20 protein-coding genes are annotated in these 20694 nt (G+C 54.9%); 6 read left to right on the top strand and 14 right to left on the bottom strand.

The genetic code is table 11. The features are described 5' to 3' along the window. Window positions 1–277 precede the first annotated feature (277 nt). Genes V6607_RS23105 through V6607_RS23095 form a run of 3 tightly spaced genes read left to right on the top strand, consistent with a single transcriptional unit; the run spans window position 278 to window position 4523 of the window. Window positions 278–733 carry a hypothetical protein gene (locus V6607_RS23105; RefSeq protein ID WP_042561996.1) on the top strand — a complete coding sequence of 152 codons (456 nt, stop codon included), beginning with the start codon at window positions 278–280 and terminating at the stop codon, window positions 731–733. Between the two features lie 47 nt (window positions 734–780). After that, the gene (locus V6607_RS23100) at window positions 781–3846 is read left to right on the top strand and encodes an N-6 DNA methylase (protein ID WP_042558341.1); all 3066 of its coding nucleotides are present in this window, start codon (window positions 781–783) and stop codon (window positions 3844–3846) included. Between the two features lie 2 nt (window positions 3847–3848). Further along, window positions 3849–4523, top strand: coding sequence for a hypothetical protein (locus V6607_RS23095; RefSeq protein WP_131672193.1), 675 nt, complete (start codon window positions 3849–3851; stop codon window positions 4521–4523). Window positions 4524–4630: 107 nt separating this feature from the next. Here V6607_RS23095 and mobH read toward each other — a convergent pair whose 3' ends face one another. Then, the gene (mobH, locus tag V6607_RS23090) at window positions 4631–6370 is read right to left on the bottom strand and encodes a MobH family relaxase (RefSeq protein WP_338740840.1); all 1740 of its coding nucleotides are present in this window, start codon (window positions 6368–6370) and stop codon (window positions 4631–4633) included. 221 nt (window positions 6371–6591) lie between these two features. Between mobH and V6607_RS23085 the strand changes: the two genes are divergently transcribed. Next, the gene (locus V6607_RS23085) at window positions 6592–6789 is read left to right on the top strand and encodes a hypothetical protein (protein WP_007901093.1); all 198 of its coding nucleotides are present in this window, start codon (window positions 6592–6594) and stop codon (window positions 6787–6789) included. Between the two features lie 129 nt (window positions 6790–6918). Here the strand turns inward: V6607_RS23085 and V6607_RS23080 are convergent, their stop codons facing one another. Both V6607_RS23080 and V6607_RS23075 read right to left on the bottom strand, forming a co-directional pair. Then, window positions 6919–7878 carry a zincin-like metallopeptidase domain-containing protein gene (locus V6607_RS23080; RefSeq protein WP_042558343.1) on the bottom strand — a complete coding sequence of 320 codons (960 nt, stop codon included), beginning with the start codon at window positions 7876–7878 and terminating at the stop codon, window positions 6919–6921. A 130-nt stretch (window positions 7879–8008) separates the two neighbouring features. After that, window positions 8009–8338, bottom strand: coding sequence for a hypothetical protein (locus V6607_RS23075; protein ID WP_042558344.1), 330 nt, complete (start codon window positions 8336–8338; stop codon window positions 8009–8011). 455 nt (window positions 8339–8793) lie between these two features. Between V6607_RS23075 and V6607_RS23070 the strand changes: the two genes are divergently transcribed. Then, window positions 8794–9159, top strand: a complete 366-nt coding sequence (locus V6607_RS23070) for a DUF3742 family protein (protein ID WP_080896003.1) — start codon at window positions 8794–8796, stop codon at window positions 9157–9159. An 8-nt stretch (window positions 9160–9167) separates the two neighbouring features. On the opposite strand, the gene V6607_RS23065 is transcribed toward V6607_RS23070, so the two are convergent. The 5 genes from V6607_RS23065 to V6607_RS23045 all read right to left on the bottom strand — a co-directional run bounded on the left by V6607_RS23065 (window position 9168) and on the right by V6607_RS23045 (window position 13742). Then, window positions 9168–10724 carry a conjugal transfer protein TraG N-terminal domain-containing protein gene (locus tag V6607_RS23065; protein ID WP_042558345.1) on the bottom strand — a complete coding sequence of 519 codons (1557 nt, stop codon included), beginning with the start codon at window positions 10722–10724 and terminating at the stop codon, window positions 9168–9170. A 10-nt stretch (window positions 10725–10734) separates the two neighbouring features. Then, window positions 10735–11043 (bottom strand): hypothetical protein, encoded by a 309-nt coding sequence (locus V6607_RS23060; RefSeq protein WP_042558346.1) that lies wholly within the window; start codon window positions 11041–11043, stop codon window positions 10735–10737. Window positions 11044–11046: 3 nt separating this feature from the next. Next, entirely contained in the window at window positions 11047–12429 is a 1383-nt protein-coding gene (locus V6607_RS23055; protein ID WP_042558347.1) for an integrating conjugative element protein, read from the bottom strand. Continuing rightward, entirely contained in the window at window positions 12426–13382 is a 957-nt protein-coding gene (locus V6607_RS23050; RefSeq protein WP_042558348.1) for a TIGR03756 family integrating conjugative element protein, read from the bottom strand. The genes V6607_RS23055 and V6607_RS23050 overlap by 4 nt, the downstream gene beginning before the upstream one ends. Before the next feature lie 105 nt (window positions 13383–13487). Further along, the gene (locus tag V6607_RS23045; RefSeq protein WP_042558349.1) at window positions 13488–13742 is read right to left on the bottom strand and encodes a helix-turn-helix transcriptional regulator; all 255 of its coding nucleotides are present in this window, start codon (window positions 13740–13742) and stop codon (window positions 13488–13490) included. A 158-nt stretch (window positions 13743–13900) separates the two neighbouring features. On the opposite strand from V6607_RS23045, the gene V6607_RS23040 reads away from it, so the two are divergent. Continuing rightward, window positions 13901–14158, top strand: a complete 258-nt coding sequence (locus tag V6607_RS23040) for a LasR-specific antiactivator QslA (RefSeq protein ID WP_042558350.1) — start codon at window positions 13901–13903, stop codon at window positions 14156–14158. Window positions 14159–14193: 35 nt separating this feature from the next. Here the strand turns inward: V6607_RS23040 and V6607_RS23035 are convergent, their stop codons facing one another. The 6 genes from V6607_RS23035 to V6607_RS23010 are packed head-to-tail and all read right to left on the bottom strand — an operon-like array spanning window position 14194 to window position 20693. After that, complete coding sequence (locus V6607_RS23035; RefSeq protein ID WP_042558351.1) at window positions 14194–16947, bottom strand: conjugative transfer ATPase; 2754 nt, start codon at window positions 16945–16947, stop codon at window positions 14194–14196. Then, window positions 16947–17363, bottom strand: a complete 417-nt coding sequence (locus tag V6607_RS23030; protein WP_042558352.1) for a TIGR03751 family conjugal transfer lipoprotein — start codon at window positions 17361–17363, stop codon at window positions 16947–16949. Before V6607_RS23030 ends, V6607_RS23035 begins: the two co-directional genes overlap by 1 nt. Continuing rightward, the gene (locus tag V6607_RS23025) at window positions 17326–18843 is read right to left on the bottom strand and encodes a TIGR03752 family integrating conjugative element protein (protein ID WP_042558353.1); all 1518 of its coding nucleotides are present in this window, start codon (window positions 18841–18843) and stop codon (window positions 17326–17328) included. Before V6607_RS23025 ends, V6607_RS23030 begins: the two co-directional genes overlap by 38 nt. After that, the gene (locus tag V6607_RS23020; RefSeq protein ID WP_042558354.1) at window positions 18833–19645 is read right to left on the bottom strand and encodes a TIGR03749 family integrating conjugative element protein; all 813 of its coding nucleotides are present in this window, start codon (window positions 19643–19645) and stop codon (window positions 18833–18835) included. Before V6607_RS23020 ends, V6607_RS23025 begins: the two co-directional genes overlap by 11 nt. After that, window positions 19642–20283: a TIGR03746 family integrating conjugative element protein gene (locus tag V6607_RS23015; RefSeq protein WP_042558355.1), complete on the bottom strand. Its 642-nt coding sequence runs from the start codon at window positions 20281–20283 to the stop codon at window positions 19642–19644. Before V6607_RS23015 ends, V6607_RS23020 begins: the two co-directional genes overlap by 4 nt. Further along, window positions 20280–20693: a TIGR03750 family conjugal transfer protein gene (locus V6607_RS23010; RefSeq protein ID WP_042558356.1), complete on the bottom strand. Its 414-nt coding sequence runs from the start codon at window positions 20691–20693 to the stop codon at window positions 20280–20282. Before V6607_RS23010 ends, V6607_RS23015 begins: the two co-directional genes overlap by 4 nt. Window position 20694: the final 1 nt, after the last annotated feature.

The raw sequence follows: 20694 nt of genomic DNA, 5'->3' as shown, positions 1-20694 counted from the left end.
TCCCGCCCCTGGGAGTTGAAACCTGGTTTTTGGTATGCGGGTGCACTCCGGATGATGACTGGCCTTCAATTGGAGGTTGCGTCTGGGATAGCCCATCGGGTTGCCGAGTACACAGCGCAGGATTGCAGGTGGGGGGCTGGAGTGGCTGTTGAATAGTGCTTAGCGTATCTAGGTCAGCAGACTGTTTCTTGCCTTGTCTACGAGGTAAGCATAGATAACAGTAATTTAAGTGGGTATGATGCCCGCTTGGATGTATGGCGGAGCGAAGGGGCAACTGATGCGACTCATCAAGGCGGCTGCAGTTCAAGCGCTCACAGGGCTGACATCAGACCAGCTGAGGGAGTGGACATCTCGTCGACACCTTATCGTGCCCGATGAGAAGCCGTCTGGACCAGGTTCTCGCGCATTGTATTCATGGCAGACAGTGCTTTTGCTTCGACTGGCAGTTGTGTTGAGAGAAAAGTTCCATGTTGAGCTGACATCTCAGAAAAATTTGTTTCTGGGACTGGCGCAAAAGCTCAAAAATCATTCCTTCCCCGCTTTATATGACTCGGTGCTTGTGATTAAGCCTGGCGGTGAATTTACACTGTATCAGTATCGAGAATATTCAAGTTTTAACGGTGATGCATTAGTAATTAATATGAATCCACATTTAGAAATCCTTTCATCTGAGTTTGAGCCTTCAGATGAGTCGCACCAATTTCATCTTTTTCCAGCCATTGCAGTTAAGTAGATACGACATGAGTGGGATATTGCTATTTTGGTCTATGGACAACAATCATGCTGCTTGAGCAATGGCTTAGCGATCTAGCCTATATAAAGTTCCCGCACGAGCTGTACCGGGCCGGCGACAGTATTGGAACTAGGCCCTACGCATCTGAAATTGAGGAAATGCTGGAGATTGGCGGAGGAATTTCCGCGTCTGCAGTCTTCTGTGTAGGGGAAGTACCTACAGTTTGCTTTATAGACTCCCAAACATTACAGCTGCCGCGTCAGAAAAGAGTCGAGCAAATATGTCAGCGGGTCTGGAATCAGAACTTAGCATCGGTGGTTCTTGTTCTTGATCCTGATGGGTTGGTGGCGTATTCGGTAAACGATAGAGAAGCTGAGCCCGAGGTTCTATCACGTGAGGCTGTTGTTGCCCAAGGGTATTGGTCGGCCTACGAAGTGCAGTCTGGATTTATTAAGGATCGCCTCTCGCATTGGTTTTTGCCGGAGGAAAGGGTAGATCAACGTTTGCTTGCTAATTTAAGACAAGTTGTCAAGCAGTTGGCAAAAGAAGGACTTGGTAGTAGTCAAGCAGAAGCATTAATGGCTCAAGTCATTTTCTTATGTTACCTCGAACAAAGAGGTATTGTTGGTGAGGGATATCGTGCAACTCATAATCTTGAAAGGTTAGAAGATTATGTGGCTAAGTCAGATGGTGAGGGTGTTGACAGTCTGTTACGCCAACTAAAATTTGATTTCAATGGTGACTTTCTCAGCTCTAGAGATGGTGGCGCCCCAGATTGGGTTGTGCTCAATGAGCAATGTTTCAGATGTATAAAGCGCTTCTTAGAGGCTGTAGATTTTGAAACTGGGCAGGGGGCGTTCTGGCAGTATGATTTTAGTCATATTCCAGTTGAGCTTATTTCAGGTATATATGAGACGCTGTTGAAAGATCGACAGGGAGCGCTAGGAGCTTATTATACTCCTCGGCACTTGGCTAGCCTAGTTACTGAGCAAGCATTTGAGAGCTTTGATAATCCGGCTGGTTGCACCGTATATGACGGAGCATGTGGTTCTGGTATTCTTCTAACAAGTGCATTTAGGAAGATGCTCAGGCATGCGGAAGTAAGTGGAGGGAGACGACTTACATTTTCAGAACGCGTAGCTCTGATGGAATCAAATCTTTTCGGAAACGACATAGATGAAACGGCTTGCTGGATAACTGCGTTCAGTTTATACCTTTCTCTACTTGAAGGCTTAGATTCTGAAGAGGTAATGCGCCTTCAGACAGATAATAGCTTAAAACTTCCTCGTCTAGTTGGCTCTGGTCTAAATATTCAAAAAGGAGAGCTGTACGGAGATTTTTTCTCGGAAGATAATCCATTTTCAGGTAAGCGTAAGTTTGATATTCTTTTATCTAATCCGCCTTGGCGTGAGTCTGATAATAGTGAAAAGCCAGTCTGGGAGGAGTGGTGTCGTAAACATGTACCTCCTTACCCAGTTGGGCGTCGTCAAATTGCAGCTGGATACGCTTTTAAAGCCACGAGTTGCGTTAAAGTAAATAGTGTTATTGTTTTGATCATGCCTTTAAATCTTGTAATTGGTGCTAGTGATCAATCAGGTGATTTTAGACGGCGTTGGCTAGAAGATGTAAGAATCGAAAGGATAATAAACTTTGCTGATGTGAGGCGGCTACTTTTTCCGGCAGCTAAACATCCATGCGCTGTCGTCCGGGCTCGGCCGAGAAGCTTTGAAGACGAAATCATCTCACTTGGAAGTGAGTACGTCGAGTATTGGGCCCCTAAGACCGATGTAACACTGGCGTTGGGGCGGCTGGCATTACACGAGGCCGATAAAAAGATAATTTCAGCCAAAGAAATATATCAAGATAACTACTTGCTTATTTCAAGTTATTGGGGGGAAAAGCGCGATCAAAAATTACTTCGACGGCTTCAGCGTTTTGGGAGTGTCAAAGAAACTATGGAGTCACGTGAAAGTCCTTGGCTTTCTGGAAAAGGATTTCATGCTGCCAATCACAGTAATCGAGATCGCGAACTAGGTGTGCTAGCTGATCTCTCGTTGATGCCGGCAGATAGATTGCCTAGAGTCTATCCAATAGTTTCTGCTGATGCGCAACTTGCTCGGCTTGCAGATTTTTATCCTATAGTTGCAAGTCCTGGTGGAAAAAATGCGAAGCTTTACTCGGGGCCTAGAGTAATATTTCCAGATGGCTTGTCTGAATCTTATGTTATTAGGGCGATCTATTCAGAAGTCCCCTTTGCTTTTACCTCATCTATTGGGGCAATAGGCGGGGCATCAGTTGATGCTAATCTTCTTAAGTTTCTTATGATTTATCTTAGATCTCCGATAGCGACGTATATGTTGATAATGACAGGTTACTCGGTGATCGGTGAGCGTCCTCGTGTTGCGATTGATGATGTTGAGCGTTTTCCATTTTGCTCGCCGGAGGCGCACAAAAAACCAGAGCTTGCAAAGGAAATAATATTTAAGTCCTGTCAGCTGCTGGATAAGATTTCGGCGGAGTCTGAGTTGCATCGTGAATCAGCATATGATGCAGTAAAAGTTCAGCTTGATAATTTGGTTTTTGATTATTTCATGCTTGCTGAGGCTGAGCGTGTACTAATAACCGACACTGTCGACGTTATTGCTTCTTCAATTCAACCTTCAAACTATCAAGGTCTTACGACCCCTTTGCTTGATAGACCGTCGAACGATGAGATTGATCGTTATTTAACTGTTTTTAAAACAGAGCTTGCGCTTTGGCGCAGTCGTAGCAGAGGCGCGGGAGAGCTGACAGTGGAAGCTGTTATAGATGGAGCTAAGGGCTTTTTTGGGGCAGTTAGAGTTTCTGTTGGGGAGTCCAGCACCGGTGGGCTTAATGTTGCCGATTCTGCTTATCAACGACTGATCGGTGATCTCTATGCAGGGCTAGAAGCTAACCATTCGGTAGAGTCCGAGGGCAAATTATTCAATGTCCCCAATATTTTGGTTGCTGCAGGAGAAGCATTTTACTTTGTAAAGCCGTTAAGGCGTCGGTTTTGGCTTGCTAGAACCGCTCTTGCTGATGCTGACTTGATTGTTCAGACAGTTCAGGCCGCAGCTTGGGGGCGCAATTAGTTATGAGTTCCTCAATCTCAGCAGCTTGGTTTCGCCTATTTCCTGGGCCGAAGATACCTGATGTCCTCGTTTATATGAGTGATACTTGGTCTTCTCTATTGCAAACCTCGCCATCAGCAATTTCATTTGAGAAAGATGAGCCGACGTTAACTGATAATCTATGCGAGGCCCTAAGCGACGAAGACCGTCGTTTCGATTGGGGAATGGATTGTGACTTCCAGGCTGAAACTTGGGAGTTGCGCCGCGCCGCCAATGGTGATGTCTCTCGAATCGCCAGGGCAGATATTCGCGTAATTTTAGGCGCTCCAGGTACTCCGCACTTAGTTCTTGAATTCAAAAAACTAGATGGTTCAGCAAGTAGTAAATGGAAATATTGCTTTGACGGTTTGAATCGTTTTATTGACGGAAAATATGCTGTCGGTCATGAATATGGAATTATGTGCGCTTTTAGTCCATTGGATTTGATAAAGGAGGCAGGTGATTTGGCCCGATATATTGCTAGCGCCGATTATCCAAAAAGGCTGAATTGCATTCCAGCTCCCAACGGGGATGTAGCTGTTTCCCCTTCTATGATGGGAGGGCAGGTACATTTTGATACCAGTCATTTTAGAATAACGCAGAATCCGTCTCTTCCTATAGTTATTCTACATACGTTGCTCCCTTGCCCAGTTGTTTAGATTTTATGTGCTGAGCGAAAGTGTTGTTGCTGGTTGGTGGCGTTTCACTAATGCATAAATATATGTTTAAAGTTGTATATATTTGTTGGGCAGAAGGAGGATTGTTGTTAGTGACCCGTGGAGGCAATATCGTCGATTTTTAGAAAGGGGTTATCTGGGGGAGTCAGTTCAAAAAATAGCTTTGGTTCCTCAATCACATACCCCTTCAGAGTGGTTCTCTTCCTAGGGCCCTGCACTTGGCATGCCCAGATGTTCAGGCCGTTGTCTCGCTTCCTGTGGACCTTCAGATTCTCGAACTGCTTCTGTACCCAACGCCATTCTTCAATCTCTTGATCGACCCTCTTGGCTATGCCAGGAAACTCCTGGACATAACGTTGGAAGAGACCAGGAGTTACCAGAAATACAGTACCACTCACCGTGTGGATTTTGGCCTTGCTGTCATTGATGATCAGCTTATGGCTGAGGATCCCTTCCTTGACCCAATTCAGGAATGTCTGACCAGGGTTGTCCGATGAAGGATTTGAGATTTCGAGGGTGCCTGCTGACGATACATTGCTGACCTCAGACTCTTCCAGCTCGAACATATCCAACAACGTGCCGAGATAGTCGGCATTTTCCATCGTCATTGGATCGGGCTGCGATGGGCTTTGACGCGATCCTGCACTGACGGTCTCCGGCGCTGCTGGTGATGCCGGAGCGTCAGTCGGGTGGTCATCGACTCCCACGCTCACCGTTCCGCTAAAAGTTTCGGGGCGGTCTTCGCTCCCCCAAATCAACGCCGGTTGAAGGCGAAGAAATGTAAAGGTCTGCTCCCAGCTTCCCTGTGCGACAAGCGCGGTCCAGATGGCTTTGCCTTCTGGGGTGGACTCAACCAACCCATGTGACTGGAGTTCGTCGAACACCGCGAGGTTGGAGGAGGGAATGCCTTCTATCGCTTGCGACAGCAGATAAGCTCGCAGCTTGTCGGTGACCGTCTTGCTGACCAGCCACAGCGCGTCCTGAGTCAACCAACCCGCGGCCCCCGGCTGATTAAGTTTCAGCTCGTGCTGAACCAGATGACGTAGTCCGCTGATCAAGTGATGTTGCAGCGAATGAATCGGTGCTTGCAGCGCCTTGCTCGGGTTACCACCGATGTTCTGTGCGGTGGAAACACGGTCGGCCTGCATCACCAACTCACCGAGCACGCCGGCACGTTCGTACTGGCCCGCCAGGACATACAGCAGACTGGCCCACAGTGGCGGAAATCCACTGAGCCAATCGAGGATTGGGCGGTCGAGAATTTGGGTGTAGAGCAAGCCTGCGGCGGCGCCGTGCAGGTGGTAGTCACGACCCTTGATGTAACGAAAACGGTAGGGCTGATCCAGGGAGCCCTGCCAAGGATGCCAAACACGGCCATCCTGGCGTTCGACCAGCAGGTCCACGGCGATCTTGCCGATGTCATGCAGCAGGGCGCCATAGGCGATGCCAGCCGACCAGGCATCGGTCTGGGCGGCTTGGTCTTCGGGCGCGGCGCCGGTGGGAAGTAGATACGACTGACGCAGTTTCAAACTGCAAGCTACCAGCTCCAGGCCATGGTCAAGCATGCCACCGAGATACGCATGGTGGTGCGTCTCGCTGGCCGGGAGTTGCTGGACCTGCTCGGCGTAGCGATGAATCGGATTTAAATAAAGCTGGATGAACTGCGCGTGGGAGAGGGCGGTGTACTGCCAGATGCGATCGAGCAACTGGCGGCGGTGCTCCGCGGCTAACAAGCTGTGGGCCGACTCGATGGGCAGGTAACCTTCGGTGGCGCTCTGTGTCGGTGGCGGAGGGGGCTTCTGACTTTTGTGGCGAAACAGACTGAGCATCGTGACCTCCGGGAAGTGGCTGGGTCAGTGGCCTTTTAGCCTTTTCGGATAGCGCTCTTACCCTTGAGTGCCCATTCCCTTCCAACCCTTACCCGTCCTTTTTGGCTCGTGTCCCTTTGTGCGGCAATCGGAATATGGATTCTCCTAGGCATCATTTTTTGGGGCTAGTACGGAAAAGAAAAGAATCGATACACTGCGGTGCATATTTTTTAGGTCTTGCCATGAACCTCACTGACGCCACGCTTGTGCTGCTGCTCGCGGCACGTATCCATGGGACCGACGAAGCCGTCCGGGCCTCGGCGAAGAGCGTGGTCAAGAAGTTGCCGCGCAGTAAACGTGATCTGATCTACAAGGTAATCGATAGCCGAAGTCCGCTCGAGCTGGTGGATTTTCTGGCGCAGAACCTGGATGCGGAATGACAGGCTGCGAGTGTGTGCCCATCCCTGACTCTTTGCATTAGAGCACCGCGGCATGGGATTTTTCTGGGCGCATCACAGGGCCCAACTCGCGTTGGGCCCTGTGATGCGATTGCAACGGTGAGTTAACGCTCAAACTCCATCGTTCATGCATCGTGAGTCATCCATTACCATCTGCTTCAGTTGCTGCTCCAGGTTGAGTACATACTCCGAGGCGCTTCGGGCCTGACCACTGGCGCGAAAGATCGCGCGTTTGTCAGCCTTGAGCAGGCCGAGCCAGGAGTCGATGTAGCCCTCGTGCCGTAGCTCTCCCTGTATACCGGCGTAGGCACATAAAAAAGCTGCGCCCATCTCGGCGATCAACTCCTCAAACGCGTAGCCTGGCGAGCCGAACGGACAGGCTGACGTCACGCCTTCGCGCTGCAACCGAGAGTGATGCCCGGTCCAGTGCGTCAGCTCATGAAGTGCCGTGGCGTAGTACCCGCTTTCATCGTGAAATTGTGCCTTTGTCGGCAGTTGGATGAGATCCCTGATCGGATGGTAAAAGGCTTCGTCGGCAGGCCGATGAACGATGCGTGCACCTGAACTTAAAAGCAGATTTTCCGCGGCGCTGTTGGGCTGGAAGGGATCACTCTGTTCCGTCTCGAGCAGGGTGCCATTGAGCATTTCGAGCCCTTCCGTTTGCTCGATGTTGAACAGAAAATGTGTCCTGAGAATGCCGAAGTGAGCGACCTTAGGCTGACCGTTTTCATCGAGTACGGGTTGGCCTGACTCAGTCTGTTCCTCGCGCTCCCTAGGCTTGTAGAGCACAGCCAGAGTGCTGTGTTCACCCTTACGGATGTGCCCACCGGCCTTTTTAGCTTGGTTGAAGGTCAGCCAACGATCTTGAGTGAACCCCTGCAATCTGGCCTCGGCCCAGAGCAGCGGTAAATTGATGCCCGAATACGGACGTCGCGTGATGGCATTGATGGGGTAGGGTTGATGGCCGATGTAAGCGGAGCCACTTGAGGACCAGGGTTTGATCCAGGGAGCAACGCCTTGGTCTAACGCGGTAACGATCTTGTCTGTCACGTCTTGGTAGATATCGCGCATGGCAATTTCCTCGAGAGAAAAATGGAGGAACGCCTTGCCCGCCGGGGGAGGGTTCCCCGGTGGGTGATGGGCTGGATTGATGCAGGCCTGCATACCATCCGAATGTGGAGGTGGGCGCCGCCCATTGCGCTTAGCGCTGGTGTTCTCCTGCAAGCGCTATCAGTAAGGCGCCAGGCTGACCCGGTTCTTGGAGTAGGCTGAGACTCAACTGCAGCAACGGGTCGTGGTCGAATTGATCGGTTGGTTCAATGTGGACTACCTCGAACAGCACATAGGGCTTTTGTGGATAGGCCAGGTGGGCTTCGAAGGCTGCGCGCAATACGTGGCTCAACCGATCGACCTGCAGCTTCTCAGCGTGATCGGATTGCTCGAGCATTACTGCGTGCTGCCACGCGCCAGGGGTGAACACGATGGGCAACCGGAGGGTGTTCAGTGTTTCCGGTGTAAGTGAGTCGGGCATGGTATGTCTCCGTTGAGAACGCGAAGAAACCTTTCCCGTGCGGAGAAAGATTTCCCCGCAGTGGGTTGAAGAAAATCAAGAGGGCTTACCTCACGGGCAGAGCTCGAAAGGCGCTCATAAGAGCAGTAGGCGTTCATTACCGTAGAAACGGTCATCGTGCGAGCCACCGAACGCTAATCGCACTTGGGGGGAACCACCATCGAAGTGACGTAGCCTTGAAGGTTCTGGCTACCTGGGAAAGTGCTGTCGATAACAGCGATCCGCACCTTGTATTTAGCCGGACGATTTATCTGGGTCAATCGCTGTAGAGACGATGTTTCGCAGAGCTTGTCTTCTGGCTTCCAATGAGGATTTTTCGGCCGGGGAAACTGATAAACGGTCAGGTATGGGCCGTTTTCAGTAGTAGCCTATTCCTCCAGGCTCAACCATGAAAACGCTCAGAAGAGGACGAGACCATGCCGACTCAGCAACCTGTTCAGAATTCACGTGCCCACCGCTGGGCGTATGCCTGTGGTCTGTCGGTGAAGCGTAGCTACCGTAGGTTGAAAACTTTTGAATCCCGCGTGGTTGAGCGTGCCGAGACCGCAGGTGTGCCCGCAGGTAAATTTCTTGTTCGCGGGAGTTTTCTGACTGCTAAGTTCGCTCTGTTCGGAGCATTTCTTTTTGTCAGCTTCTGGTTGTTTGTGCTGATGTGCACAATTGTCGTATTTGCAGCTGTCCCATTTCAGGGGTCAGACACTCCAGATAGTGACGATCTCGATGATCCAATGCATAGAACTTCTTGGCCTGAGCGTTACGATAAATGGGGTTCTCTGAAGTAGGCTCTTGGTTACTTTGAGCTCGATTTACCCGAAACAATTCTTGCACCGCTCATCAACTGAGAGGTCCCGTTAGAGCTCGCTGTCTGTGCTGCGTGGGTTCCCCTGCTGAGCATTCCTTCTACGCCTGAACCTACGCTATATCCGGCCCAACTCATTGCCCCGAGAAAAAGCATCGGTAGCACGATGAACATCGCCCCCATTACATACTCGATCACCTGCGCCGTGACGGTTCCATCCATGAGGCCTGATGTGGGCAGCGACAACAGCACCTGATTTGACGCTGACACTTGGTTGTACAACGTATCGAGCATGCTGGAGTCGACCCAGCGCGCCAGTTCCCACCAGAAGCTCAGCATGTGTAAGGTGAACATGGCAAACGTCACCGTCATGACGGTCTTCAGCTGGTAGGTACTGACCAGCAGGATCAGCGGCAAGCTGATGATGACGCCCATGATCAGGAATGCCTGCACCATCGGCAAGGCTGCGCGTAGTGCATTCATTGCCGGGAAGTTGCTGAAGGAACCGAGGGCCAACCCGGTATTGGTGGCCAGGTTATTGAGCCCCTGATTGATCGAACCGCCACGAGCGCTGGAGCCGTAGTCCTGATACACCTGTCCGGGCGACATGGACATCGATTGCTGGCGCGGACTAACCAGCTCGCGAAGGGTGGCATCTTCGATCTCGTTGCTCGAACGCCCAGTCAACCAACCTTTCAACTGAGTCAGCAACGAGGGATTAACCTGCTCGATCAAGCGTTCGCGTAGACCGACACCGCTGTCGCTCCACCACTGTTTACAGGTGGGGTAGCCCGCGCCATTCTCCAGCCGCGGTAAGGAAACATCGCGGTTGTCGTCATACGGCCAGCTGACTCTCGGTGTACGTGAGCGATCCGTATCGTAGTAGCCGGGTGTGTCGAGAAAAAAGCTTGACCCGATCCACGCTGCGTCGTGACTTTGTGCTTTGTCCAACTGCGGACGGTTGGTGAACAGCCGAGAACGGGAATAGCCGTAGCAGTCGCGGGTGAAGTCGGCGACTTCCTGCAGTAGGACCTGATTATCGATGCGCGAGCTGTCGATCTCCATGCGCATTTGTCGGATATCCGGTGCGCAAGGGATGGAGGCGGTGGCTGCCGCAGTCACGCCTTTGCTCAAAGCATGCACCAGAAACCACCAGATCGGCACATTGGCGGAGCGCCCGCCGATGGTATTGAAGGTCGTCCCCCAGGCGGTTTCTGCTGGTTTGGCCACACTTACGCCGCAGCGCTGACTCGCCGCATCATCGAACGCCATAGAGGCGAGACTCAACGGAAAGACAGGCGCGCAACCGAACAAGACGACGATGTAGGCCAGCCACAACCGGTTCTCGATCCGTGGCACCGAGAGCAGCCCCTTGTTGCCTTCGTCCGCGCCTTGCTGACGGGCAGATAACCATTCCTGCAAGATGATTGCACCAAAGGGCGCGGCGAACAGTCCTGTGTCGGACAGGACACTCCAGAGGCCGTTGTTGATGATCCAGGCCAGGAGAGAGAGGTAAAACTCCAAGTAACTGTTGGTGCTCATGAGCATGGTAATGACCTCACAGTCGGGTGAGCTCGACGCAGATAAAGAGCAGGAGTCCTAATGTCCCGATGCGTTTTATGCGCCGTCGATCCTGTGGTCGATGTTGGTAGCGCCGAAGCAGGTCCCACCAGAGTGCAAAGAGAGCGCCGTAAAGCAGCGCACGCCACCACCGCAGATAAGGCTGTGCGGATTCGAATGCCTGCTGCCAGGCGTCGAAACTACCCAGCGCGGTACGACCGATCCAGGCGGCCAGTGAGGCGGTCAAGATCATCACCGCAACAATCCCCAGACTTGAAAGCAAAGTGAATAGCGGTGAGCGTTTCATGGCTCACTTGCGCCTGGCGTCAGCATCATTGAGTCGACCCGGCTCAGGGTCACCTTGCTCGACGGTGCGCGAAGCCTCGGCACCACCCGCATGTCGATCGAGCACGAGGCTGGCGGTGTTGGTAGCCAGCATTTGTCGAACCTGCAGTTCGGTCTGCAGCAGGCGTATTTCACGCTCCAAAGCGTCGATGTTTTTCGTCAAGGCGGTCTGGGCCGGCTCGGCGGAGGCGATGTTGGGTTCGTGACTGCCTGCCAGTAGTGTGCGCAGTAGCAGCAGTGCCTTGTCCAGGACGCTGGACAGGGCCGTCTCACTAGCCAGGCGTCGTGCCAGCAGATCCTGATCGGGATCGTCGCGCAGGGCTTCGATCACACCACGGCTCACCGGCAGCATCGGGCTGGAGGCTTTCGCCAGGTTGTCAGGGATAGGGGGCAGAGAGCCAGACAACAGCCCTTGCAAGGCCTTAAGGCGCTCGTTATAGGCCTCCTGGATCAGCGGCGTCAGTCCACTGCCTGCGGTCGCACGCAGGGTTTCGCAGCTATCGCAGGTCGCGACTTCGCTCTCACCCAACACTCGAACGGCCCATTCGGATTCCTCTTGGGGCGAGGTCCATGTCTGGCAAATAGCGCCACCCAGGCAATCGCTGCTACTGATCGAGGCACTGTCGTCCACCGTCCGGTTATGCAGCAAGTTGTAGCCCGCACGCACCACGTCGGAGGTCACCCGAATGGGCGTCTGCCCATCACCACCAGCCTTCGAACCGCCGACCCAGGTCACTCCATTGTTGCCGTTATGGGCCTCGGTATTTTTCACCGCGGCCACTGCATCGCCGCCGGTTTGCTCCAGGTTGCCTTGCATTTCTTGGTTCTTGGCCAGTGCACCCCAGCCGGCTTGACCTACTTTGTCCGCCATCTTTTCGGCCATGGCCTGACAGGTCAGCTTGGAACGGTCGAAGTCGATACGACCTTGCATCACTCCGTTGCTGAGCAACTCATAGAGTCCTGGATTGGCGCGCTGGATGATCAACGCCGGCAGCGACATCACCGCTTGGGTCGCGTTCTGCACGACGCTACCCATGATCTGCTGAAAACCTTCGGTGACGCCGTTCAGCTGGTTTTGCAGGGTGTTGGTGAGGCTCATGTTTCCGCACATCATGTTCGCTCGCCAAGAACCACCGACACCGAGACCACTGGGTCGATAGAGCGAACTCGGTGAACCGACTGCCGAGCCGCCACCAATGGTGTACATCACGCGGTCATCGAGCACTTCGCCTTGAGTGCCCAGGCGGTAATCGTCTTCGGCGGAGTGGGCATGCGTGGCCATGGCAAGCAGTCCACAGAACAACAGACTCATCGCGCCCAACCATGGTCGTGCGAGAAGCCGGCTCATGAAGCACCTCCTTCGAAGTCGATACTGAACAGAAAGGTCTGCCCCTCACGTTTGCAGCAGCTATAGGGACGCCAAAGCGACCAGGCGTATCCGCCATCCGCGCTCTGGACTGGATTGCTGGGGAAGATGGCGCACGTGGGCTGAATTTGGGGGGAGAGCAATTGCCATTTGTGGGTCGAAGCGTCGTTTTCGACGATCGGGCCAGGTGGCCAGTAGCCGTCGTGTCTGGCTGGTGTGAGTGGTAAGTACACATGCGGCTGCCAGTTTCGGGTAACTACATCACCGGCCCGTTGTGCCATGACTGCGGCTGCCTTGAAATCGTCGGGCTGTACCAGAAAACCCTGCCGGGGATAAACGTTGCCCCACATGTTTCCTAAAACTTGACTACCGACTTCGCGGACCCCTGGCACAAGTGACTCGGGGTAGAAATTTTCCGGGATGCCATGGCGCCAGGCCAGTGAGTCCAAGGTACTCAAATAGTAGGGCATGAATGCAGTTGCGCCGCTGGCGCAGGCGTAGCCGGATTGTGAAGCCAGTTGCGTGGCTGCCCATCCGCCAGGGTGGCCTATACCATCGACGTTTTTGAACCGGGGCAGGTTGTTGCGGTGGGGGTTCGGGGTGATAAGGTTGCCGCCACCTTCCGCACCGCTGACGGGAGAGGAAAGGGTGGCCATCTCGATCCAGGGGTTATTGCCCGTGGCGGTGTAGCTTGAGACCACCAGTTCAGGAATGAAATGACGAACCTTGGTCGAGGTTTTGACTGTGCAGCCGAACGGTGTGCAGAGCAGCCAGAAGCAAATGCCGACGACCCTGTATTCGAGGCAGTCTGGCGAAAGCACGGAGGACGTGATGCTTCCGGTGTCCAGCGCCATGCTTGGACCGCATGCCAGCAGGATGCTCAGTGCCAAGGGTCTTAGCTTTGCGGGAGATATTGACGAGCAGACGGCAGTCATAATCCAGGCTCAATATGTATGGCCTGGGCAGATTCGGTGAGGGGCTGGAGATTGTCAGCGGAAATTATGGAAGCGGGTGTATCGGGTTTGCGAGACGTGAGACTATTATTTGACGTGAAGGAAGCTGCGCAGGATGTCGGGTTCCACAAGTAACTGATCTGCCGTAATTTCCAAAATATTGGCGAGCTTGCACAGAACCAACAGCGACGGATTGCCCGTGCATCGTTCGATTTGACTGACGTAGGTGCGATCCACCTCGGCCATGAGCGCGAGCTGCTCCTGGCTAAGGTTTTTCACGCGTCGCATCAAGCGGATATTTTCCGCCAGCCGCAGACGAAGCTGTTCGTAGTCTTGAGTCATGCGCGCAAATTGCGCCTTGAGGGACTCTCAATCCACGGGATATAGTCTGCATTAGCATTGCTCTATGCGATTTGAATGCTTATGGCTGGTACCTAGAGCCTATATGTTTTCGAAGCTGGCCTTTGCGTCTGAAAATAAATCAGAAATTTAGGGTGTATATGGACGAAAACTACATTTCAATTCCGCCGGCGGATGGTTGTCCAAGTCTTTTGACGCCGTGGGGTAGCGAATTTTCCTCAATGATTGAGCGTGGCGTGCAATGCGCCCAGGCTTGGCTTGATGCGCCTGGCGAAATTCCGCTGTGGTGGGAGCTGGCGCAAACCCGCAAGTCCTTCCCTGTCGGTGACTGTCAGGATGCCTTTGAAGCCGGATTTTTGTTGAGGGTTCAGCAGCGTCTCCGGGGAGTACGGCAATAACCGTTATCTCGTTTTAGAGCGCTGAATAGATTTACCTATACAGGGTCTATTCCTCGCGCTCTATCGATTCGTTCCGCTACCCGAAATGCCGCTTCCAGCTCGGAGCAGACGTTCTCCTGCATCAATGTCCAGCGCTCGGCTTTTTCCTCGGGCTCAGTCATGGCCAGGGCGAGATAAAGACTGGGTGGTACGGCCCGAAACAGCGTCTCAATTTTTTTCGATAGCACGACCCCTTCGGTGTACTTCCCCGGCTCCTTGCCAGCGGACAGCAGCAAGGCTTTTTGCGCAGACGTGAGCTTTTTGAACCGTGCGATTTCCTCAATCTCCGCGGGCGGCATATTCAAGCAAATCCACCATTCGATCATGTTGAGCATGGTCTGCGCAGCCGTTGGAAAGTCGGCAAGGTTTTGCGTCGCCAGCCAGAACCAGGCGCCGAGCTTGCGCCACATCTTCGTGCCCTTGACCACGAAGGGCGCCAGCAGCGGGTTCTTGGTAATGATGTGCCCCTCGTCGGTGACCATGATGATTGGTCGGCCCAAGTACTGGTCGCGCTCGGCGAGGTTGTTTACGGTGTTCATCAGGCTGATGTAGCTAATGGACATCTGAGCCTCATAGCCTTCGCGAGCGTAAGTGGCGAGGTCGACGATGGTCACATCGCTTTCCGGCCACGGGGTGCCTTCACGGTCGAAGAGCTCACCCTCGAAGCCCTGGCAAAAGAGATCGATGGACTCGCCCATTTCCTGTGCACGTTCGCGACGTTTTTCCGGTAAGCGCGAGTCTGTGGCGACGCGCAGTAAAGCGTTGCGCACATCGCGGGTCAGTACCTGACGGTTCGTTGCGACACAGATTTGCGCCGCATCGAGAATACACTCGCGGATCAAGCTGCGATCAGCTCGACTCAGTCGCGCCTCTTCCTTAGCCTCGCCACCGGTGATCATCAGGCGAGCGGTGATTTCCAACTCGCCGAGCACATCGCGCTGGTCCTCGCGACTGGCTACTGCTTCATCGTCCCACTCATCAATGGAAAGGCTCGCCACCTGATCTGGTTGTTCGACCAAGCGCCAGGCATCGCCGAATGGGGCAAGACTGACCGGGGCGCCAGGTTTTAATTGGACCTTGTTGATCGACAAGCCCTGTGTGGCGAAGTAGTCACCCTGCAGGCCGAACGAGTTGCCAGCCTCTACGATAAATAGGCGAGGGCGGTATATAGCCATGATCTGCATCAACAAGGTGACTAGGGTCGCTGACTTGCCGGCGCCGGTGGGGCCGAATAACAGCAGATGGCCGTTCATTGCCCGGTCTAAACGTGACAACGGATCAAAGCTCAGAGGCGACCCACCACGATTAAACAGCGTGATACCCGGGTGGCCGGTGCCAATGCTGCGGCCCCAGACTGGAACGAGGTTTGCCAGGTGTTGGGCGAACATCAGGCGTGTGTACCAGTTACGTGTGTCGCGGGCTGGGCTGTAAGCCATCGGTAACCAACGCAGGTAGCTGTTGCAGGCGGCGACTTCATCGCCCTCACGCACCGGTTGTAGCCCCGCACCCAGCAGCGCGTTCGTTAGGCCGACTGAGCGTTGGTGCAACTGCTGTTCATCGTGACCGCGCACGTAAAACGCCATCGTGCCACGGTAAAGCTTGTGCTGACGGCCGATGATCGCACGAGCCTCTTCAACATCCTGACGGGCCTGGGTCGAGGCAAGGTTCTCACCGATCGCTTTGCGGGCTAGACGGTTCAACTGATCCTCGAGTACATCCTGCGGTTTGACCACCAAGGTCAGACTCATCACCGTGCCCTCGGGTAACTGGTCGAACAGGGCATTCACCGCGTCTCCCTTGCGGATTTCGCCAGTGAGTTGACCAATCAATGGCGCCCGGCGCAGTTTATCTACCACCATGACCCGGTGGGGCTGATCATCAAAAAACCAGAGTCCATGCTGCACGTCCGAACGCGGTTCGTTGAAGAACAACCGTTCGGCAAAGTCGTGATCGAAGGGCAGTTCCAGCGACTCGCTCTCGCCAGACTCCGGATAGGCCACGCGGCGGTAGAAATGTTCGGGCGATTCATCTGTGAGCTTGGGGGCTGGATTGAACCAGGGCAGCAACCATGCATACAAACCTCGGCCATCGACTCGCGTCGATTGCACCCCGCACGCCTGCAACGAAACAGCGACACGTTCGCAAGTTTGTTGTAGCGATTGCACTGGGTTGAGTCCCGCCTCCTCACCCTCAGACTCAAGCCAGCGATAGATCACTAATCGCACCCGACGGCTGTTTCCTCGCCAGGGCAGGCGCGTGACTGCCTTATCCTCGAACAGGCCGCCGGGCTTGGAGATGGCTTTCAGATGTCTGTGAATTAGTTCTAGGTACGCTTCGGTGAAAACCGTGCCCCGGGCGTTGTCCTGAATATAGTCGGTGAGCCTGGTCAGGTAGGGGGTGAAGTCGTTGTCGTCCTGGCAGAAAAACTGCGCCACCCATGGCGCTTGATCCAGCTCGTCAAAGCTATCCTGCAGGGCATCTTCTATGGCATCGCGGGTTGCCATTAGCCAATCGGGTTCGCGCCCTTCTGTGCCGATGGGCAGTAACTCGAACACCGCCCCCACAGATTGATTGTCATCTAGTAGAAAACACTGCTCGGTGTCGAGGTATTCGACCCACGGCAGATGATCGGTGAAGCTGGGGTTGTGCGCATATAACGCAGCTTCATCGGCAAATGTGGCGCGTGGGCGCAATGGGTTGCGCCAGGCTTTCCATGCAGAAGAGCGGTTTCCCGCATCGTCGCTACACATTACAGATCTTCCTGGCGTTCACCCGGCATTGCGTACTGCACCCGTTGATAGAATGGAAAGACGGTCGAGTACCCCGGCACTGGTGCTTGCTCGGTACCACTCAGATGCGGATACACGTACATCACCAAATCAGGATTGGGTAGACGAGGGAACAGGTTGCGAATTTCATTCACTGCTGTACGCGTATACGGTTCCTGGAGCGCAGCGGAGAGATCTGTTTGAGCCAACGGGCGGCGCAACTGTTGCCGAGCATCCAACAGTAGCTGTTGAGTACCCTGTGAGCCGGCACCGTTCCAGATGTCCAGCATGGTTTGCTCGCCATGCGGCAAAAGTGTGTCCTTGTCTGTGGAACACCCCGTCAGGACCCAGCAGAGCAAGCTAATCCAGGTCAGATAGAGAGGTAGGATCTTTTTCATGGCGAACGCTCCGGCCCTTAGGCTCGTAGTCGATGGTGATCTCATGGTCGAGGTGCAGTGCTACTTCTGCTGCCGGTGGCACGTACACGGCCGCAAAGGCTTCGCCATACAGTTTGTTGACCCACTCTCGGATGTCGCTGACCCCACCACTGAGAATTGAATTCAGTGCGCTATTGCCACTGCTGCTGGTGACCCCGAAGGCACTGCCGCCCGAGCTGATCACGCTGCTGTTGTTTTGCTCATTCCCGAGCAATGCAGCGACGCCCGCGCCGGCAGCAGTGATCAGGCTCTGGCTACCGAGGTACTGCTGGGCGTTCGAGCGGCGCTCGCCGACGATGCAGGGAATGCCATACGGATCGGACAGGTAACCGAGTCCGCCGCGGATCTTGTCGGTGTTTGAGCTCTGGGTGGTGGAGGCATTGCGGCTGGCTACCGCTTTCGGCTGAGGCACCGTGCGGATGGTGCCATCGGTAAATACAAAAGTGATCGACTCGACCTGTCCGCGTACGCAAGACAGGGTCCAGTCACCGGACGCCGTGCCGCTCATCACAGCACCCGCGACGTCTGGCAGGTCGATGCCGTTGGCCGTCAGGTTCTCCGGACCGACCAGCACCTTGAAGGGATAGGGATCATTCACGGTGCCATCCACCGGGACTCGGCCAATCAGCGCGGTCATGGCGACCGAGCCCATTAATGTCGCATTTTCGGGAATGGTGTAGACCGGCTTCGCACCTTCGGTACGATCACCGGATCGCGTCAGGTCACGCTCACCCTTGGTGACCTCGCGTAACTGCTTCTGGCTGCGGTCGATGGCATTGTCCTTCAAACCCTCCAGTGAGTTGAAGGCAGTAGGCAGACTCGGTGCGGAGGAGGTCTTGGTTTTGCCTCGGGCTTCGGTGGAGGGAGCATCCGAAGGTTCAATCCACTGCAGCGCATCGTTGGCAGAATGCAGCCCTTCGAACTGGTCCCCATCGCCCGGCTCAAGCCCCAATCCGATCGGCATGTCCTTGCCTTTGCCGGCCAGCCCCGACAACTGCTCCTGCAATTGCGTTAGTAGACCGCGAGCCTGACGACTGTCTAGTTCTGCTTTAAGTCGGGCCTCGTTGGCTTGTCGACGGCCTTCGTCGACCTGCTGTGTCACGCTGCCAAGCGCCGTCTGGATACGCGAATCGACACTGTTTTCCCGTTCGCGCAGGCGGTTGTTCTCTGTTTGTAGTGAATCGTTATGCTTCTTCAAACCGAGCATGTCGCTGCGCATGGCCTTCACCTGGCCGACCAGGGTGGCGACGGTATCGCGTGGGGTATCGCCCGCAATGCCGAGCGACTTGGCTTGCTCGGCAGATAATTGAATATCGCCCTGATCAACTGGGTGCTCTGGAGAAGGTGTGCTGCCTCCCGCGACCCAGCTTTTCATGATGATCAGCACCACGCCCAGCAGCGCAGCCGGTACCAGCCATTTGAGCAAGGCGTTAGCCTTCATCGTAAGCACCTCGCGCAACGGGCGGAAGCATCACGGCGTGTTCGAGGCCGGCACCGCGAGTGATGAGGTACGCAATCGTGGTGTCTTCCGCACTGCCGACCGGCCCGAGGAAAGCATGCTGGAAGGTCGCGGCGAACAGCTTTGCCTGAAGCTGACGCGGATCTAGTTGCACCGTCGCTGTACCTCGATTGCGCAACTTCACGGCCGTCACCCAATAGTCACCGAGCCGCCAGGCGGCGATGGGTGTGCTGGAAACGTTTTCGCTCGGCAGCAGGGTCGGCAGTTCGGTGCGCAGCTTGAGCGGGACGCGGCGTACGCCGGGCAGGGACTCCACGGTGCGCAGCGGGCCGTACAGGCTTTGCGCGGCGTAGCGCGTCAAAGCGGCCGGGATCGGCGTACGTTCTGGAACAGGGACGGTGCTCGATTCAGACTCGATAGCTTGCATCGGAGCATTCTTGAGAATACGCACGGGCTCCAGGGGTTGATCGCCAGGCGTGGCCGCGATATCCAAGAGGATGATCTCGCCCGTCTTGACCGATTGCAGTTGCAGTCGTGTCGGTGCAATGGCTTCCGACGCGCGCAGGTACAGCGTGCCTCCGGTTGATTGCACGCGCAGTTTATCCTTCAGAGTGGGAGGCACGCCGACACGAACAGCTTCATCGACAAAGACCACTCGTTCCTGATTGATCACCAGTGGGACCGCGAGCGGTAGGCGTTCCCAGTGCATCAGTTCGACGGCCTGCGCTGCAGCGCCCGATAGCATCAGTGTGAGGGTGAGTCCCAGGGTAGAAATCCGCTTCATGGATCACCTTCAGGCAGTGAGATTTTTTGCGGCGTACCCTGATAGCAATCCAGTGCAAGGCCCCACTTATTGCGTTCGGGGTCCAGATCGAAACGCACCACCCGTAACGGATAACGCACGACCACCCGTTTCACCGGTTCGGCGGCGTAATACTCATCAGCGTTAAGGTCGAGTGTGACCAACCAACTGTCGCGATCGAGTTGCTTGACCCGCAGTTCCGGATCTTCACTGTAGCCTCGGCCTAGAATTTCGTAGACGCCACGCACCCGTTGACGCAGTTCGCCGGCGGCCTTGCGATACTCGTAGTCGCCGTCGAGGAAGGCCTTGCAGGCGGGTGTCAGGTAGGACTGCAAGCCATAGATGGCGCGGCGATAATCCTGCTCGCCATCCGAGGGCCAGCGGTTGAGTTGGCCAAAGATGTAAAGGGCAAAGGCATACACATTCTCTGGGGGAACATCCCACCACTTGCGCGTGCTGCCCGAGCGCAGATCAGGGGGGACGTGCACGGTCAGATCGGTTGGTGCTGAGCGCCAGCCATACCATAGTCCGGCGCTGAGCAGGGCGAGCATCACTATCGCCAGACGCAGGCTGAAGATATGGGCCTGTTGGGCATCGACCTTGTTTCGAAATCGACTCATGGCTGCCACCGGGACAGGGCAGGGCGCAGTCGACGTGAACGGCGAACCGTCCAGGCACCGGAGTGGAGAATCAAACTTCCACGCCCCAGGCGCCAACGGCTGGCGAGTATCCATTCGAGCTTGCGGTACAACCAGGTCTCCGGACGAGCCCGTTTGGCCCGACGCAGTAGCGTGCCCCCGATCAATAAGACCACTGTCATGCCTGCGATCATGCTGGTCGGCGCCACGGCAATCGAGGCGGTGACGATCGCCAGAGGAATGCCCACCAGCAGGCCAATGACGGCGCCGGAGCCTAGGGCTACCCACATTTCATCATTGGTTAAACCGCGCAATACGGCTGGATCACGATTGAGTCGCTCTGGCAGAAAGACCAAAGTGCCGTCGGCAAGGCGTTCGATAGTGTCGTTCATG

This window comes from Pseudomonas sp. KK18 (assembly GCF_037094675.1).
Classification (GTDB): domain Bacteria; phylum Pseudomonadota; class Gammaproteobacteria; order Pseudomonadales; family Pseudomonadaceae; genus Aquipseudomonas.
The sequence above is the reverse complement of the archived record's forward strand: the minus strand, read 5'-3'. Positions and strand labels throughout refer to the sequence as shown.